The organism is Actinomadura chokoriensis (assembly GCF_039529475.1).
GTDB classification, from domain to species: Bacteria; Actinomycetota; Actinomycetes; order Streptosporangiales; family Streptosporangiaceae; genus Spirillospora; species Spirillospora bangladeshensis.
Genome location: NZ_BAAAMW010000029.1, coordinates 25,136 through 41,764, shown reverse-complemented (window position 1 = coordinate 41,764; position 16,629 = coordinate 25,136). Strand labels below are relative to the sequence as shown.

The following is a 16,629-nucleotide window of genomic DNA, read 5'->3' as shown; positions in this document are numbered from 1 at the left end:
CCGCCCGGTCGTGTCAACTTCGTGTGGGTGGGGGGCGGAGGGCGATGATGGGTGCGCACGGGCTGTCCGGCGGCGTGCTTGTGCGCCGGTCTTCGGCGAGTTGGACCAGGCGGGCGGCGGTGTCGGCGAACAGCAGTAGTTGGCGGGCGGTGGACGGGCTGAACGGCTCGGCGTTGGGCCGTGCGAGGACGGCGAGGACTCCGCGGGTGGCCTCGCCGTTGTCCAGCGGCAGGATCAGGATCGGCCCGGCCGGCAGGGTGCTGAGCGTCTGATCGTTGACGATTCGCGCCGACAGGGCCCGGCGGGAACTGAACGCCCGGCCGAGCATGGAGCGCCCGCGCCGGACCGTCAGCCCGCGTATCCGGTCGCTGCCGGCGCCGACCGCGACATCGATCCGCAGGGTGTGGGCCTCTTCCGCGGGCAGGGCGATGAACGCCAGTGGAACGCCTGCCATGGAGCGGGCCCGCTCGGTCACGAGCTTCAGCAGACTGGGCAGGGCGGCCCCGTTCAGGACCGCCGCCATCAGGTCGAACGAGGCGGTCAGCCGCCGCTGGTCGGCCGCGCCCCGGGACATGCCCGCCGGGCCCCAGACGGTCGCCGGTAGTTCGTCGCCGGTCATGTCGTCATCCCCGCTCTCTTCTGCGGCCGGGTGGTGGCCGGGCCTTGAGGGTCGCGGGCCGCGGATCCGCTCTGGCCGTGGCCCGGTTCGGTGCGTGTGCGCGCCTGCGCGCGGTCAGGCCGCGGTCGACCGGATGTCCGGAGTCGCGTCCTGGGGGTCGGTGGCGGAGGAACCGACCATGAACACGCGGTGCAGCCCGGTGGCCAGCAGCAGATGAGCCGGCTGTGGGCGAAGGCGGGCGAGGGTCAGGGTGGTGCCGGTCGCTTCGGCCCGTCGGTGCGCGCCGACGAGCATCGCCAGTCCGGACGCGTCGCAGGCTGTCACGTCCGACAGGTCGACGGTCACGTGGGCGCCGCAGTCCCGCAGCGCGGCGTACAGGCGTTCCCGCAGGTACGGGGTGGAGGTGGCGTCGAGATCGCCGCTGATGGCGATGACGGTTCGGTCGTCGAGCCGTCCAAGGGTCAGGCCGATGGGTTCGGCGGAGTGGCCGGCCGTTTGGACGAGGTGGTGTTGCGGCGTCATGGCGCCGGACCTGTCTGGGCTGAAGCGCCCGAGTGTGGAGAAACCAGGGGATGCGGGCTTGGCCGCCCGCATCGAGAAGACCCTCGTCACCGACGAGTCTACGCGCCCGCCTTGCCATCGCGCTGTGCGTGAGGCATCGCCGGGCCTCGGCCGCAGAGGCGAGCCTGGACGCTCGCGGACTCCGTTCGGCGCCCTTCCTCCGCGTCCGGTACTGGAACGATGGACGGCCTAGGGGCGGCGAATCGCTCTGATGGCGCCGGCTTCGGCCGCCGCGCGGCCCGCCGGTCCGGAAGACCCAGACGAGCAGGAAGACGCCGGCGGCGGGGGCCGTCCGGGCGGTGCCTCCCTTTCGGGCCTTGACCAGGGCGCCTGTCTGATGGACGGCTCGCGCGCGGAGTGTCCGGGGTGTGCCGGGGGGAATGGGGCTGGAGTCCGATCGGAGGGATGTGCATGACCGGGCAGGTGGACGATCGGCTGGGCGCCATTCATGATCGCTTGGTGGAGGCGATGAACTCCGGGGTCCTGGCGACCGACGAGCATGGCCGGATCACGGCGTGGAACCCGCGGGCCGGGGAACTGCTCGGCTACACCCGCGACGAGGTGCTGGGCAGGCCGATGCACCGGCTTCTGCACCGGGACGCCGACGGGCGCGTCCCGCCCGAACGGGACTGCCGTCTCCTGCGCGGCTTGCGCACCGGCGTTCCCGATCACGGGGACGGCCAGCGTTTCGCCCACCGGGACGGGCGGCTGATGACGTGCTCCTGGTCGTCGGCGCCGATCTACACCGGGGACCCGGGCCGTGCCCGGCCCGCGGGCGGGGCGGTGGCCGGGCTGGTCATCGTCTTCCAGGACGCCGCCGACCGGGTCGAGGCCGAGCGCGAGCGGCGCGAGCAGATGGCGCGAGTGCGGCGGGCCAACTCCCGGTTGCGGCTGGTCGCCGAGATCACGACGGTGCTGTCGTCCACACTGAACGAGCAGGAGGCACTACGGCGGCTGGTCCGGCTCGTGGTTCCCGCGTTGGGGGATTGGGCCGAGGTCGATCTGCTGGTTCCCGACGGCCGTGTGGAGCGGGTGGCCGCGACGCACCACGAACTGTCCGCCGCCGATATCGCCGGGCTCGAGGGGCCGCTTCCGCCGCTCCCGCGCGTGCCCCGGGGACCGCTGGCCCAGGTGTTGCGCGGTGGCACGGCGGTCGTGGTCAGAGGCGAAGCCGACGTGCGCTCCGACGAACCGCTGGACGCCGCCCAGCGCGAACTCTTCCAGGTCATGGACGCCCAAAGCGCGATCATCGCTCCGCTGGCCGCCCGAGGTGAGACCTACGGCGCGCTGACACTCGGCTACTCCCGCCCAGGGCACGGCTACGGGCCGGACGACCGGCTCGTCGTCGAGGACGTCGCGCGCCGCACCGGCCTGGTCCTGGCCAACGCCCGCCTGTACGCCGAGCAGCGCAACACCGCCGAGGCGATGCAGCGCAACCTCCTCACCCCTCTGCCGCAGCCGGGCGAGCTGCGGCTGGAGGCCCGGTACGTGCCCGCGGCCCGAGTCAGCTGGATCGGCGGCGACTGGTACGACGCCTTCACGCTGCCCGATGGCGCCCTCGGAGTGGTCATCGGGGACATCGTGGGCCACGACCTGCAGGCTGCGGCCCGCATGGCCCAGGTCCGCAACATGCTCCGAGCCCTGGCCTGGGACACGACCGCGTCGCCGAGCACCGTGCTGGCCCGTCTGGACGGTGTCATGGCCGGCGTCAGTGACGCCGACCTGGCCACCGGTGTGTTCGGCCGCGTCGAAGAGGCCCCCGGCGGGCGGTGGCGGCTGCGCTGGTGCAACGCCGGCCACCCGCCCCCGCTCCTGATCACCGGTGACGGCGGCACGCATTTCCTGGACGAGCACGGAATGCTCCTGGGCGACCCCGACCTCACCGGGACCCGCCCCGACGGCGCCCGTATCCTGCCGGCCCTGTCCACCCTGCTGCTCTACACCGACGGCCTCATCGAGACCCACGACAGCGACCTGTCCGACCGCCTCACCAGCCTCCGCCGCCACGGTTCCCACCTGGCCCAGCTTCCCCTGCCCGATCTGTGCGACCAGCTCCTGGAGCGCATAGAGCCCAGCGGCGAGGACGACGTCGCGCTCCTCGCCCTCCGCATCCCTACGGCGAGGTCAGGGTGGCCATCACTCGATCCGGTTCCCAGTGGGCGCGGAACGAGGTGATCAGGCCGTCCTCATCGACCGTGTAGACGGTCAGGCAGTCGATCGTCATGGTGGTCCCGCCGTCCAGCGTCGCGGTGATGGTGACGACGTTGGCGCAGGCGGGTCCGTTGGCGAACGAGTCGCTCACCCGGAAGCGGAACTCGCGCACCCGGGCGATGTTCTCGTCCCAGAACCGCTCGATCCCGTCCGGCCCCCGGTGCCCCTTGCCTTCGGGATCGAGCATCGAAGGGCCGACGGGATCCTCGATGACGGCGTCCGGACCGAACAGCGCGAGCCACTCCCGCTTGCGCCCGCCGGCGGCCGCGGCCATCGCCGCGCGTACCGCCCGGCGCGCAGGGTGGTCACCGTCGGGCGCGTCCCAAGTGACTGCGGTCATGGCAGAAACTGTAACGCGTTCTCATTTCCGGTCAACGGCCCCATCGACCCGCCCGGCGGCTGTCGGGCCGCCGGTCGGAACGCCGGGCGAGATCATCCTCAGCGTCGAACACGTCCGCTGGCCTCTCCGTCCAGGTATCGACGTCTCCGAGGGGAATGGCGAGAGATGCCAGGACTGCCACGACCGCGAGGACTGATGCGAGTGTCAGGGCGCCGGGCAGGGACCAGGCCGCGAGCGGCCCGGCGATCGCGGCTCCCACGGCGAATCCGGTGATCTTCAAGCTGGCGCCGGTGGTGAAGATCTGGCCGCGCAGGTTCTCCGGGGCCTCTCGGTGACGGACGGCGAACAGGGCGACCAACTGGGGGCCCTGGCCGATCCCGGTGGCGACGAGGGCCACGATCAGCGCGGCCGGTCGTCCCGCAGTGGCCAAGGCCAACGCGGCGGCCTGGACCAGCGCGCTGACCCAGAGGATCGTGTCGGGGGCGATGGCGCGCGGAAACCGCGCCAGCAGGGCGTTGGCCGCCAGGGCGGAGATCGCCGAGCAGGACAGGAGCATCACTCCCTGGCTCGCTCCGCCCAGGACACGCTCACCGAGCAAAGGGAGGCAGGCGGTCAGCATGCCCTGCGCGGTGCAGCACACCACCGAGACGAGGGTCGCTCGCGCCAGAGGGCGTTTCTCGGCGATGACGCGCATTCCCGCAGCAAGGTCTCTGATCAGTGGGGCCGGCCGGACGTCCGGCGCCCGAGCGGGGTGGGCGGGGACTCTCCACGCGGCGGGCAGGGCCGAGGCGATGAGCACGGCGCAGACCACTACGGCCGTCGGCGCTCCCAGCGCTTCCGCCGCGACGCCGGTGAGAGCCGGGCCGACCAGGCTTGCCGCGCTGAAGGTCATGGCATCGAGCGCGTTCGCTCGGGGCAGGCGGTCGCCGGTCACCACGCGGGGAAGCTGGGCGGTCCACCCACCCGACAGGGCCGGTCCCAGCAGCCCGGTCACCACGGCGATCACGATGATGACCGTGAACGGGGCATGACCGAGCCCCAGCGGGATCAGGACCAGGCCCGCCGCGTACAGCGCGATCGCTGCGGCCAGCATGCGGCCCGGCCGTCCCGCTCGGTCCAGAAGTGCGCCGAGTACCGGCCCCCCGACCGCGGCGGAGACCGTGATGCCCGCGAGGAGCGACGACGCGGCCGTGGTCGACCCGGTCAAGGCGAATCCCGCCAGCATCAGCGCCGGCCCAGACATGTCGTCCCCGAGACGGGCGGCCACCGCTCCGGCGAGGTACGAGTACAACGAGTAGCGCCGCTTCACCGGCGCAACGATACGGATGTAACTCAAAAAACATCAATATGCGTTACATTGGGTACGTGGAACCCGATACCGGCGACTGGTCCACCCGCCATTCCGTGCTGACCATGGCCCGGCGGGCCGTCGCCCTGATCAACGCCCTGACCGGCGACCGCCCTGACCCGGCGGCCGTCGCCGACGTACTCGGCACCTACGGCGAATCCGTGCCGGGCGGGCTCACCGCCGCCGATGTCACCGAGATGCGCGCGGCCGCCGTCCTGCTGCGCGACGTCTTCGCCGCCGAGCATGTCGACGCTGCCGCCACCGCCCTCAACCGCCTCCTGCGGGAACACACCGGGCCGCTCCGCCTGACCTCGCACAACGCCGGCACGCCCTGGCATCCGCACCTCGATCACGACGACGACGCTCCCTGGGGCCAGTGGCTCCTCGCCTCGTCCTGCATGGCCCTGACCGTCCTGGTCTGGGACCGGCAGCGGCCACCCGGCCGGATCTGCTCATCGCCCAGCTGCCAGAACGTGTTCATCGCCCAAGGCAGCGGACCTGAACGCCGCTACTGCTCCCGACGATGCGCCACCCGCGAACGCGTCGCGGCCCACCGCCGCGCCCGCCTCACCGGGCCGACTCGCGAGGAAGCGCAGAACCACCAGTAGCGGATCGGCGGGCGTATCGCCGAGTTGCGACGTCCGGCGATCAAACGGTCGTTGCGGCAGTACCGGTGTCGTGCTCGCGCAACACGCGCATCATGGTCGCGGTCTTGCCGCGGGTGCGGGCGGACTTGTGCGCGTTTGTCGGCGGCCTGGACGGTCTGAGCGGTGAGCAGGAGCGCGCACAGCGAGGTCGGCCAGCCGCAGCCCGCTCCGGCTGCCGGTGGTTTTGGTGTCGCCGCCGAATCGGTCCGCCCGCGTGACCAGCACCGTCCCGGCGTCCAGATCGACCTGACGCCAGCGCAGAACCCGTAGTTCCTCGGTGCGCAGGCCCGTCACCAGTCCCACCGCCACATAGGAGCCCAGCCGGTGCCCGCCGTGCAACGCCTGCTCCAGCAGCGCGGCGGCGCCAACGCTGCCGCCAAACCTTGCATGTGCCATACACCCGGTATTTTTCGACATAGACCCGGATGATCTCGGTTTTGAGCCGTTCGTCATGCTCGGCTTGACGCACCTAGGACCGCACCGTCTCGGCATGCTCGACACCCAGTCTGGTCGCGACGGCCTTCATCGCCGACCATTCGCTGGGACAGTCCGGACGCACCTCGACGACCATCCGGACAGCCCGCCCGCGCAGCTCAGGCGGATAAGGGGACTGACGTGCCATGACTCGATCCTGCTCAGGGAATCGAGCCTCTCCCGACCCGGGGTGCTTCACACATGAGAATTGTGGCGGGAAGCTGAGCGCGCTCCGAGCGAGGGAGCGCCGATGGCCCGCCCACCGAGGCCGGTGGAGCCAGTTGTGTCATGGTCAGCAGTCGGCGGCTTGACTCTCGGGTGGCCTGAGACTCGCAGAATGGTCTCGTGCTGAGCATCGGGAGCTTCTCACTCGTTACCGGTCTGTCGATCACTGCCTTGCGGCACTACGATGACGTCGGGCTTCTCCCACCGGCCTATGTCGACCCTGACACCGGATACCGCCGCTACGGGCAGGACCAGATCAGCCAGGCGCGCCTCTACGCCGCACTGCGCCGCCTCCGAATGCCCGTTGATGCGATGCGAGCGGTTCACGAACGCGGCCTCGACACCGTGCTCGCCGAGCACCGTGAACACCTACAGGCCCAGGCCGACTCGCTGACACAGCTCATCGAAACCGTCGATCACTACCTCGAGAAAGGGATACCAGTGAACACCAAACGCATCACCCAGGTCACCATCGTGGCCGATGAGCCACAGACCTCGATCGCCTTCTATCGCAACGCGTTCGACGCCTCCTACCACCAAGAGATCAACTCACTGCAGTTCGGCACCTACCCCGACGACGACTTCTTTCTCTTGACCATCGCCAACGCCGAGCGGCACCCCTGGTCCGGCGGCCCGACCAAATTCGGACTGCTCGTCGACGACCTCGACGCCGCACACGCACGGGCGCTCGCCGCGGGCGCCGTCGAGATCGAGTCACCGATCGACACGCCCTGGAAGCCGCGATCATCAATCGTCATGGACCCGGGCGGCAACCACATCGACCTCTACCAGGGATAACCCGATCCTCGAACAAGGACTGTCTCTCGACTCGGTTGAGGGCAGAGGTCATTCGTGATCAAGCACGCCGGAATTACCAAGTGGGGCAAAGAATCATCCGGCGGATTCCAGAATCTGTCGCCACACGCGATCATTCGACTGTTGCGAGGAGCTTAGCGAAGAACTCGGTGGGGGTTTGCCAGCCGAGGATCTTGCGCGGCCGGTTGTTGAGTTCGGTGGCGACGGCGGCGAGGTCCTCGTCTGTGTAGACGGACAGGTCGGTGCCCATCGGAAGTACTGGCGCAGTAGTCCGTTCGTGTTCTCGTTCGAGCCGCACTGCCAGGGGCTGGCCGGTCCGCAGGAGCAGACCGGGATACTGCCGGCGCGGGTGATTCGTCGTGACGGCACATCTCGCCGCCCTGACCCCCGTCAGCGAGCGGGCGAGGCCGTGGGCAGGTCAGCGGAGGCGTGCAGGAGTGCGTCGCGGACGTGTTCGGCGGTGCGTCCGGCGGGCAGGTGCAGCAGTTTGACGCACCGGGTGGTGCGGTCGACCAAGGTTCCGATCGCGGGTCGGTTACCTCGGCCAACGATGAGGTCACCTTTCCCAGTGGCCGGGCACTTGGCGGTCGTCGACATCGGCGGGTCGCTGCCCGATGAGCGTGCCGGGGTCGATGAAGCGGGTGGCGCGCCGGTCGACGCGCCGGCGTCGGCGCGCGGGCCTGCCGGAAGGTGCGCAACGTGTCGGCTCTGCGCTTTCAGGCCGCTGCGGTGCGGGCAGGTAGATCGCCTGGTAGATGGTCTCGTGCGCCAGGTGCCGGTCTGGCTCGTCGGGGAAGGTGGTGCGCAGGACCTGCCTGATCTGCTCTGGGCACCATCGCTGGTCCAGGTGGTCCTGGATGAACTCTTTCAGCTCCGCGTCGCGTCGGATCTCGTCCTGATTGGACCGCACCCGCCGCACGGCCGCGCGCCGCTGGGCGTGGAAGGGCCGGTGCCTGCCGGTGCGCGGGTCGCGGTTGCGGCGCACCTCCCGGCTGATCGTGGACGGGGCACGGCCAAGCCTCCAGAGTCTTGGCGCGATCGGCGATCAGGCGTTCCATCGCAGTGGCCACATCACCCACAACGCCCGCCGCGGCGCACTCCTTCCAGACCGGACCCTGGACCAGACCCGGCACCCGTCCGCTTCGGCCCGGACCCGGCAGCGTGGCGACACCGGAGAAGGCCGCGGTGCCAGGGCAACACCGTGTCAGGCGCATCTGAAGCCGTATCGCGTTCCGCGAGCTGCGCCGCGGTGAGGCTGCCGGGCTGCGTTGGTGCGATGTCGACTTGGACGAGGGCACCGCAGTGATCTGCCGGCAGTTGCAACGGAGAGATGGGCGGCTGATCGTGTGCCCGCCCAAGCCTGTGCACAGCACCCGCGTGATTGCGCTGGATCATGACAATCGCGGTGCTACGCACGCACCGCTCAAAGCAGCATGCCGAAGCGGCCGCCGACGGCGACGGCTATCGCGACAGCGGGTATGTGTTCACCAACCTCAATAGTGACCCGGTCGCCCCGGGTCGGCTCACCCACGTGTTCCAGAAACTGATCGCCGAGCACGACGTGCCGCCGATCCGGTTGCACGACCTACGCCACGGCACGGCCACGCTGTGGGTGGCGGCCGGGGTCCAGTTGAAGGTGGTGCAGGAGATGTTGGGGCATTCCAGCATCGTGCTGACCGCCGACACTTACACCTCGGTGCTACCCGAGGTCGCGCCCACCGCCGTGGAGAAGACCGCCGCGTACCTGCTCCCCACGGCTGGTGTGGTGCTGGGCACCGCCCGGCGCCGGGGCAGTGCTCCGGTCCGGCGTCGACGGCCGGCGGCGAGTCGTACCCGGGCGGGCCTGGTACGGCGCCGGTCGACCGCCCCGCGCCCCGAACCCGGCGTGGCCCCGCATGCGGCTCGGCCTGCTGTCCGGGTTCGCGCGACAACACGCGTCTGCGGCGTAATCGAGAGCATCCGCTCCCCGCCTCGACCGTCGACCGACGAAGGGACTAACCGCATACCGGAGACGCGGCGGCTGCGAGCAGCTCGGCGCGGGAATGGCCTTGCCCGCCGCGAGGATTGGGCGGACACGGGGGTGTTGGGCTCGGCCTGGGAGTATGACGGGCCCCAGGGTGGCCCAGCCCGGCCCAGGCATGATCGACCATGCGCGGCGTAGAGCGTGTTTGCCCTGGTGGGGTGGTGGGTCGCGTGGGACTCGAACCCACAACCTACGGATTAAAAGTCCGAAAATGTTGTATCAGCACGGTCCTTTCAGTGTCATTCTATGCTGGCCTGTCCGCATCCAGCCCCATTTCCATGTTGCTCGATGTCGCCGCGTATCGATTCGTTTCGGAACCGCCGAGCCGACAACGAGCCGACATGGGCACGGGGACCCGATGACTTCTCGTCGCTGGGGGCTCCTCGCCGCCGACCTGTAAGGGCGAAGCTTTCGGTAAGCGTAGGCGCCCAAGAGGCCTTCATGCCCCACAGAACCCTCGCTAACGGAGACCGGACGGCTGCGCCTGCCCCGCTACCTGGGCGATGACGTGGATCTTCTATACGTCGAGCCTACGCGGGCTCCAGACCTGTTCGGCGATGCGGCGGTAGAGATCCTGTCGCTCGTCTAGAGCGTCCTTGGTGAACTCGTTCTCGTACGGTTTGAACGGCAGACCACTGCTAGTGGCGTACGCGATGAAGCTGGGATTGTTCTGGTAGCACTGCGGCGACAGCGTCTTCGCGAGCAGGTTCTGACCGTAGTAGTGGCTGACCTTGGCCTTGAAGTCGTTCGCTCCCAGGGACTGATTGAATCCGCGGGGGAGCAGGATGAGGCCGCCGAGCCGGTTGCGAGTGAACGAGAAGTCCTGAGGTGAGGCGAACACGTCCTTGAACCTTTGGTAGTCGTCAGCCCAGATGTGTTCTATTTCGAACGGCTTCTTGATTTTACTGGAGACGTAGGTGACGAAGTCGGACTCGACTCCGCATTCGGCCTCGATGTGTGCGGTGAGCCGGGCGAGGATGTAGCGGACCTGCGGACGGTTCATCTGGTGCAACCGGTAGTCGCTGATCCCGGCGAAGGACTCGGGCTGGTCTTGCAGGCGCCTCTTGAGGACCGTGGCGAGCTGCTCGACGCTCAGTCCACGGATCTCGCGGAGCAGGTTGAACATCGTGTACGACATCGCCGAATAGCCGATCTGGCGATAGTTGACTATGCGGCGAGCGCAGTAGATGTCGAGGAAGTCCGCTACCAGGCGCATCTTCATGTCGACTTCGGTGGCGCTGTCGATGATCTCGATCGGCGCCAGGATCAGCGGAAACTGCAGTGTGAAGTCGTTGTGTGCGTTGTAAAAGATCGCCTCCCGGCCTGGGACCGGCTTCAATGTCGCGTCTAGGATGCTCAGGTAATGTCTGCTGTAGGCGGCGAAGTGGCTGTGGATGAACTCGGCGTATGGCTGGGTGAACTCGGCGGCGGGAGCCGACGACGTCAAGCCCGCGGCCTCGCGGTTGTTGCGGAGCCAGTTGTGGAACTCAGTGCCGATCCGGTCCCAGTCGCGCGGGACGGCGTCCTTCTTGCGCTCACGGATGCTGGTGGCGTACTTGGCCCGCAGCCAAGCCTTGATGAAGTCGGCGGCGGTGTCCTTGCCGCCCTGCTGGACGAGCCGCTCGACGGTCTTCTTCCAGGTCGCGTCTGCCTTCGCCTTCGCGTCGTCGCCGTTGATGTGGGCTAGCAGGAAACCCTTGAGCATGTCGGTCGGGGTGAGGGACAGGCCCCGGTCGTTCATGGTCTCGAAGATCGTGTAGGCGTCGTCGTCGTTGTAGGCGGTGATCTCGATCAGCGAGACGTTGTCGAGCAGCCAGTCAACGAAGTACGGCAAGGCATGGCCGGTGAGGGTATCGGGGAAGAGTTCTTTGATGTCCTCGTAACGGGCGAGCAGCGTCCGGACCGACGGCGAGTCGCTATGGGTCTCGAAGGCGACCCCCTTGAACAGGGCTTCCATTGCCTGCTCGCGATCCACGACGTCGACCTCGAGATTGAAGGAGCGCTTGCCGAACCTCTCGGAAAAGATCAGGTTGGTGACCGGCGTCACCCCGTCCACGTCCTTGGCCAGGTGGTACAGATGGACGAGGAGGAGGGTCAGCGACGTGAGTCGCTGCTGGCCGTCGACGATGTAGCGCTTCTTCTCTCTGTGGCTGATGATGACCGAGCCGAGGAAGTACTGGGGGTAGTCTTCGACCTCTGAGCGCTCGTGGGACTCATCGTAGCTGCCTCGGAACTTGGCTTCGAGGTCCTCGATGAGCTCGGCGATCTGCTTACGTCCCCACGCGTACTCGCGTTGGTAGTAGTCCAGCCTGTACTTGTTGCCTTCGAGTAGTCCGCGAACGCTGCGGGGCCTTCCGTCGATCCTATTCGTCGCATCGACCATGTGCGTCTCCTCCTCTCCTGAGGGACGGTACCGGTAGACACAGACACTTGCAGGCGACGAACGCAGAAAATCGGTTCACTCGGTGTCGATCTCCGAGGCGCCGTGGTCGCTTGATTCGGCTGCCGTCGTCATGCCGGATGAAGCGCAGCTCGCGCACCGCCAACTCGTCGACATGCCACTCGACAAATCGCTCACATGCCTCCGAGGTGAGCATGTGTGAGCCACCTTCGAGACGCCGAAATCCTTCTCGCGCGGGCTCTCGCCTGCCTGGCGATCATGTAGTGCCGGAGGCTCGCCCCAGACCTGCCCTGTCGCACGGCCAAGTCGATCATCCCCAGCACCCCGGAACCAGTCTCGATCACGGTGTGGTGCAGCGGTGCTCTTGCGCTGCCTGTCGTCCTGTCCGAGCCAACCCAACGAGTTCAAGGATCACCCATCCCTGCAACCCGTGTGAGCCGGCGGTATTACATTTGGGCTCCAGAAGGCGACGATCGGAGATACGGATGACCGGAAGGGGCAAGATGAAAGAGATAGGCCGAGGAAGATGCCAGTTGGCCGTGATCATCGACATCGGGTTGCCCTCTGGCCTCCTGTCTCATACAACCCCTCCGCACGCGCAACAGGATGATTCGGGCGGCCAAGCGACCGTTCGGAAGTCGCACGAACGCTGGGAGCCTCAACGAGATAAGCGCAAACGGGAGGGGCAAGAGCGCCTGGGGCACGAAGGGTGGGAGCCGGAGCGCTTGACGGACCAGCGAAGCTCAGCAGGCGAACCGAGTATCCGCACCCCATAGGGTCACGTGCGGACGGTCGCCCTCGTCTGCCGAGCATTGCCTGCAGCGTCGGTCCAGGTCACCACACAGTCAACGGCGCTCGGCGATCCCATGGCGAGTAGCAGGGGGAACCGTGCCTCCTGGCCGGGCGGGATGGTGCCGAGCGGTCCGGCCCCCCGGTGCACACGGAAAAGTGCGTCGTCCGGGAGGTTCTCGAACGAGAAGTCGACGTTGGAGGCCGGACCGCGAGAGGTGTTGTGGAGCACCAAAGACCAGTGCCGCTGGGTCCTCACGCGCCCCTTGCTATCGGTCTTCACGCTCTCGCGCACCTCCGCACGCGGCCACACTCCCTCGAAGGCGTCCGGTCCCTCAGGCTCCTCGTCCTTCGACGCCTCAACAGACTGCTGGAACTGCGCAGTTGCTCGGCTGAGGAAGTTGTTGAGGTGGCCGACGAGGACTCCCTCGTTCGCGTACTCGAAAACGAGGGCGGACTTGCGCAGTTCCTCCAAATAGGAGTTGAGCCGCTGCCGCTCGCCCAGCGCCGCGCCGTTCAAGGGCGGACGCGGGGTCGAGTTCACGAGGACGGCCACCGACTTCCCGGCATCGACGAGGACCTTGATCTCCTCGGCCGTGCCCGACTCGGCCTCGCCGGTCGGCGTTCCCAGGCGGTCGTAGAAGAGCGCCACGGCAAGATCGGCTTCTTCGACGATCTGCTGGTTGAGGATGGCCTGCGGCCGTTCGCCGAACTCAGCGACGGCGTGCTCGGTCCAGGACACGGGAAGCACGGTGAGACCAACATGGCGGCCAAGGTTGAGGTTCCACTGGCTGATCGTCTTTCGGATGACCGCCATGTCCTCGATGGGCACGTCCCCGGGTGCCGAGATGAGCAAGTGGAGCGCCAGGGTGGGATAGGCCATGAGTCAGGATCCTTCTGGTTGTCGATGGTGAGCGCCGTGGCCAGGGCGGTGCCAGTGGGTCGCTGCGCTGTAGGGAGCGAGGTCGTCAGTCGCTGTCGACGAGACGCAGCACCGGGCGCTCGTCGGCCTCGCCCAGCAGGTCGCGCACCTGCGCGGCGCTGATCTTCAGGGCCTCGGCGAGCACGGGCACCGGCGCGCCATGGTCGCCGGCGAGCTCCGCGGCTTTCCTCAGCAGCGTCGGCACTTCGCCGGGGTAGGCGCTGGTCGGGTCCGCCTTGGCGTCGTAAACCATTGACAGGCGCTGGTAGGCCCGGCGTGCCGACGACTCGGTGGTGCGACCGCGCTCGACCATTCGGCGGACCAGCGACGTTGGCGAGACGCCCCACGTGCGGCCGAGCCGGTCCAGTGCCGCCAGGTCGAGCCGCTGCGGGAGGACCGCGTCCATGGACGCGGCAGGGGTGAGGAAAGCCGCGGCGAACTCGTCGGCCTCCTTCTCGATGGCCGCACTGTGCTCGCCGGAGTCGGCGTGCAGCAGCAAGTGCCCGATCTCGTGCGCGATCGAGAACCGGTGCTTGAACACGTTCTCGGTCCGCCGCGGCGTCGTGATGATGATCGGACGGTCGACGATGATGACGGAGAAAGCATCGACGGCGTCGATTTCGCCGAGAGGTCGCACTGTCAACACGATGCCGTGAGACTCGGCCGTGGCGGCAAGGTGTTTGACCGGGCCGTCGGGTAGGCCCCAGTGCCGACGCAGGAGGGCAGCTGCCTCGGCGGGTGAGCTGCGGGGGCGGATCTCTGGGAGGTCGGTCTCGGGGAGCCTGACGTGTCGCTCGAGTGCGAACGTCAGCTCCCACACCAGCGTCGCCGTGGCCAGCGCCTTCTGACGATCACTCACGCGGGCCGACCGCAGGCTCCGGAAGTGCGCGTTCACGGTTTCGATGCGGGCCAGGGGTCGTCCGACGCTGAAGAAGCCCGGCCGGACGTCCAGCGCCTTTGCCAAGCGCTCGAGCACGTCGGCGCGTGGCGAATTGACACCAGCCTCGTACTGGCCGATCGCGGCAGCGGAAACGCCCACCTCGGTGGCCAGGTCCGTTTTGGTCACCGAGCGGCGGACGCGGGCCTGCGTCAGCCTCGCCGGCTCGAAACGGCCGTGCCTCTGCCCGGAGCCGGAGATGTCGAACAGGCCCGGGGTTTCATCGCGCATCCGGATCCGTGCCCTCCTGCTTCCGCGGCTCGACGGCGGGCGGAACCGGGGTGCCGCTGTCGAACGACCCGCCGTCCGACGTCGCGTCGGCCGCGATAAGTTCCGGCTCCCAGATGGCCTCGTGCCCGTGCAGCTTGACCTTGCCCTCGTCGTCAAGATCGGCGACCGCCCACTCGATCGACTGCAGCTGCCGCGGCGAGGAGTGGACCATGACGAGCACGACGGGCATCGAATCGCCGACCACCCTCACCAGGTGCTCGACCTTCACCTTCTCGGCCTCGCCCGAGGCCTCGTCGTCCGACTCGGGCTCGTTCCCAAAACCCAGCTCGAACAGCATCGGGTCGGGTGGCCGGGCACAGAAGCCGTTCTTCCGCGTGGGGCTCGACGCGAACCGGCTCACCGCGTCGGGAGTGCCCGGCACCCGCCAAACGTAGATCAGACTGTCGTTGACCACGGGGAGCTCATAGCCCGCGGGTGCCAGCTTGTGCGACTGGTAACCCCGGTCGGCCAGGGCCTCCAGCGCGTCGTCGAGAAGATCGCGCCACTGGCTGCCGAATCCCATCGAGTAGCGCGATCCCTTGGCCAAGTGCGCCTCGGCCTCCCTGTCGTGCCTGGACCGGACGACCTCGACGAGCAGGTCGCGGACACCGGGAGCATGCGAGCCGAGAGCTTCGGCGGGCGATAGCGAGACCATCGTGGACCTCCTGAATCCGCGTCCGGAGCCGCGGATTCGGCAAGGACGGCGACTTCAGTATGGCACGCGTTTCGCGCACATGTACTTCAGCTTTGTGCTGAAGCGAGCAACCTCCAGCCGTGCCCAGTGATCAACAGCTGTCCATCACCGGCCGTTCGCCGTGGGTAGGCGCCGGTGACGGTCACCGATAGCGCGGGATCACTGAGCGAAGTAGCTGTGCAGGGCGGCGCTGCATGCCGCCTGGCGGGTGGGGTCGTGAGGGAACCGGCGGTGGCACTCCCTGTCTCGGTCTTGGGGTGCAGATCGGTCGAGGCGCCCCGCCGCCGGGGGGTGATCTCCGATCGTCCGCCGGGGTAGGCGAGGCTTGAGGAGACGCGCGCGGGGGGAGCGGGTCGGCTCCGTTCGCGGGAGAGAGAGCCAGGAGGTGCCCCTGTTTTCGCGGCTTGGAACTGCGGACGCTCGGCCTCTCTCGACCAGCGGCCGAGCGCGAACACTGTGACGCTGCCGGCGACGAGATCGACCGAGATGACGATCACGGCCTTCCATTTGCTGTCGCGCTGACGTCGTCGTCGGTGTCAACGGCGCGGCGCGAGGAGCCAGGTCTCGTCGAACTCGGTACGTGCATGTGATCCGGTCACCGGCGGGAGGTCCTTCACCATCGTCCCTGCCCACCGGGAGGAATGATCTCCCTTCGACGGACGCCCGTCGATGCTGCCGTTCACACACCGGAAGATGGTGATCGCTTGACGGATGCGCCGCCGGACGCCGACGCGGGTGGTTCGGCCGGGAGGCCGGTGGCTGCTTCAGTCGCTCGTGGAGGTGAGGGAGCGCAGCAGGGCGGCGAATTCGCGGTCGGGGCAGATGTGGCGCTTGTGGAGGGGGCTGCAGGGGACGGCCGCTAGGCGATGGGCGAGTTCCGGCAGTTCCGGGTCGCCGTCCCGGTAGTAGGGGGCGAGCCGGGTGAACTCGTTCAGGATGCCGGTGACACTGCGGTTGGCGGTCTTACCGACGCGGACCTCACGCATTCGCTGCGTCTCGTCGTCGATGACTGTCTGGGGCGCGCCGTGCTCGGCGAGGACGGCGGCGACATGCGCGGGGAACCTGCGCAGCAGGTCGGCGGATGGTGCCAGCGGGATCAGGATGGGCAGCAGTGTCGACTCGTTGACGAACAGGGCGACCTGGGGGCGCCAGAACAGGACGGTGGCGTACCACTGCCCGAGCAGCGTGTCGGGCTCCTCGTCGTCGAGGTCGGGCTGGCCGATACGGTTGAGGAGCTTCTTGGTTGCGCGCACCAGGAGCATCAACCCATTGTCGCTCAGCCCGTTCAGCGTGTGCCCGCCGCATCCTGCGTGCTGCCGAATGCGGCGAAAAGCGCCTGTGTGGGGAGGTAT

15 protein-coding genes, 1 tRNA gene and 1 pseudogene are annotated in these 16,629 nt (G+C 68.2%); 4 read left to right on the top strand and 13 right to left on the bottom strand.

Annotated features, from left to right (window positions below):
• Nucleotides 1-13: 13 nt before the first annotated feature.
• Nucleotides 14-619: a GAF domain-containing protein gene (locus ABFX46_RS37800; RefSeq protein WP_346048805.1), complete on the bottom strand. Its 606-nt coding sequence runs from the start codon at nt 617-619 to the stop codon at nt 14-16.
• Nucleotides 620-733: 114 nt separating this feature from the next.
• The gene (locus tag ABFX46_RS37795; protein ID WP_346048804.1) at nt 734-1,141 is read right to left on the bottom strand and encodes an STAS domain-containing protein; all 408 of its coding nucleotides are present in this window, start codon (nt 1,139-1,141) and stop codon (nt 734-736) included.
• Nucleotides 1,142-1,591: 450 nt separating this feature from the next.
• Here ABFX46_RS37795 and ABFX46_RS37790 point away from each other — a divergent pair, with 450 nt between their 5' ends.
• The gene (locus ABFX46_RS37790) at nt 1,592-3,355 is read left to right on the top strand and encodes a SpoIIE family protein phosphatase (RefSeq protein ID WP_346048803.1); all 1,764 of its coding nucleotides are present in this window, start codon (nt 1,592-1,594) and stop codon (nt 3,353-3,355) included.
• On the opposite strand, the gene ABFX46_RS37785 is transcribed toward ABFX46_RS37790, so the two are convergent.
• A complete protein-coding gene (locus tag ABFX46_RS37785; RefSeq protein ID WP_346048802.1) occupies nt 3,294-3,731 on the bottom strand; it encodes a nuclear transport factor 2 family protein in 438 nt (145 codons plus the stop codon). The genes ABFX46_RS37790 and ABFX46_RS37785 overlap by 62 nt on opposite strands.
• A 31-nt stretch (nt 3,732-3,762) precedes the next feature.
• Nucleotides 3,763-5,040 carry an MFS transporter gene (locus ABFX46_RS37780; protein ID WP_346048801.1) on the bottom strand — a complete coding sequence of 426 codons (1,278 nt, stop codon included), beginning with the start codon at nt 5,038-5,040 and terminating at the stop codon, nt 3,763-3,765.
• A gap of 56 nt (nt 5,041-5,096) precedes the next feature.
• Between ABFX46_RS37780 and ABFX46_RS37775 the strand changes: the two genes are divergently transcribed.
• A complete protein-coding gene (locus ABFX46_RS37775) occupies nt 5,097-5,687 on the top strand; it encodes a CGNR zinc finger domain-containing protein (protein ID WP_346048800.1) in 591 nt (196 codons plus the stop codon).
• A 514-nt stretch (nt 5,688-6,201) separates the two neighbouring features.
• Here ABFX46_RS37775 and ABFX46_RS37770 read toward each other — a convergent pair.
• Nucleotides 6,202-6,348: pseudogene (locus ABFX46_RS37770) on the bottom strand (IS3-like element ISMyma3 family transposase); the annotation flags it as partial.
• Nucleotides 6,349-6,545: 197 nt separating this feature from the next.
• On the opposite strand from ABFX46_RS37770, the gene ABFX46_RS37765 reads away from it, so the two are divergent.
• Nucleotides 6,546-7,223, top strand: coding sequence for a VOC family protein (locus tag ABFX46_RS37765; RefSeq protein WP_346048799.1), 678 nt, complete (start codon nt 6,546-6,548; stop codon nt 7,221-7,223).
• Between the two features lie 130 nt (nt 7,224-7,353).
• Here ABFX46_RS37765 and ABFX46_RS37760 read toward each other — a convergent pair whose 3' ends face one another.
• Together ABFX46_RS37760 and ABFX46_RS37755 are read right to left on the bottom strand one after the other, a co-directional pair.
• Nucleotides 7,354-7,491, bottom strand: coding sequence for a hypothetical protein (locus ABFX46_RS37760; RefSeq protein WP_346048798.1), 138 nt, complete (start codon nt 7,489-7,491; stop codon nt 7,354-7,356).
• A 306-nt stretch (nt 7,492-7,797) separates the two neighbouring features.
• A complete protein-coding gene (locus ABFX46_RS37755; protein WP_346048844.1) occupies nt 7,798-8,238 on the bottom strand; it encodes an IS30 family transposase in 441 nt (146 codons plus the stop codon).
• 396 nt (nt 8,239-8,634) lie between these two features.
• Here ABFX46_RS37755 and ABFX46_RS37750 point away from each other — a divergent pair, with 396 nt between their 5' ends.
• The gene (locus tag ABFX46_RS37750) at nt 8,635-9,402 is read left to right on the top strand and encodes a tyrosine-type recombinase/integrase (protein ID WP_346048797.1); all 768 of its coding nucleotides are present in this window, start codon (nt 8,635-8,637) and stop codon (nt 9,400-9,402) included.
• A gap of 21 nt (nt 9,403-9,423) precedes the next feature.
• Here ABFX46_RS37750 and ABFX46_RS37745 read toward each other — a convergent pair.
• From ABFX46_RS37745 to ABFX46_RS37720, 6 genes are all read right to left on the bottom strand, one after another.
• A tRNA-Lys gene (locus tag ABFX46_RS37745) sits at nt 9,424-9,535 on the bottom strand.
• A 246-nt stretch (nt 9,536-9,781) separates the two neighbouring features.
• A complete protein-coding gene (locus tag ABFX46_RS37740; protein ID WP_346048796.1) occupies nt 9,782-11,647 on the bottom strand; it encodes a DUF262 domain-containing protein in 1,866 nt (621 codons plus the stop codon).
• Nucleotides 11,648-12,443: 796 nt separating this feature from the next.
• Nucleotides 12,444-13,337 carry a hypothetical protein gene (locus ABFX46_RS37735; RefSeq protein ID WP_346048795.1) on the bottom strand — a complete coding sequence of 298 codons (894 nt, stop codon included), beginning with the start codon at nt 13,335-13,337 and terminating at the stop codon, nt 12,444-12,446.
• A gap of 85 nt (nt 13,338-13,422) precedes the next feature.
• Nucleotides 13,423-14,544 carry a helix-turn-helix domain-containing protein gene (locus ABFX46_RS37730; protein ID WP_346048794.1) on the bottom strand — a complete coding sequence of 374 codons (1,122 nt, stop codon included), beginning with the start codon at nt 14,542-14,544 and terminating at the stop codon, nt 13,423-13,425.
• Nucleotides 14,534-15,238 (bottom strand): hypothetical protein, encoded by a 705-nt coding sequence (locus ABFX46_RS37725; protein WP_346048793.1) that lies wholly within the window; start codon nt 15,236-15,238, stop codon nt 14,534-14,536. The genes ABFX46_RS37730 and ABFX46_RS37725 overlap by 11 nt, the downstream gene beginning before the upstream one ends.
• Before the next feature lie 803 nt (nt 15,239-16,041).
• On the bottom strand, nt 16,042-16,539 hold the full coding sequence (locus ABFX46_RS37720; RefSeq protein ID WP_346048792.1) for a DUF6933 domain-containing protein: 498 nt from the start codon (nt 16,537-16,539) through the stop codon (nt 16,042-16,044).
• Nucleotides 16,540-16,629: the final 90 nt, after the last annotated feature.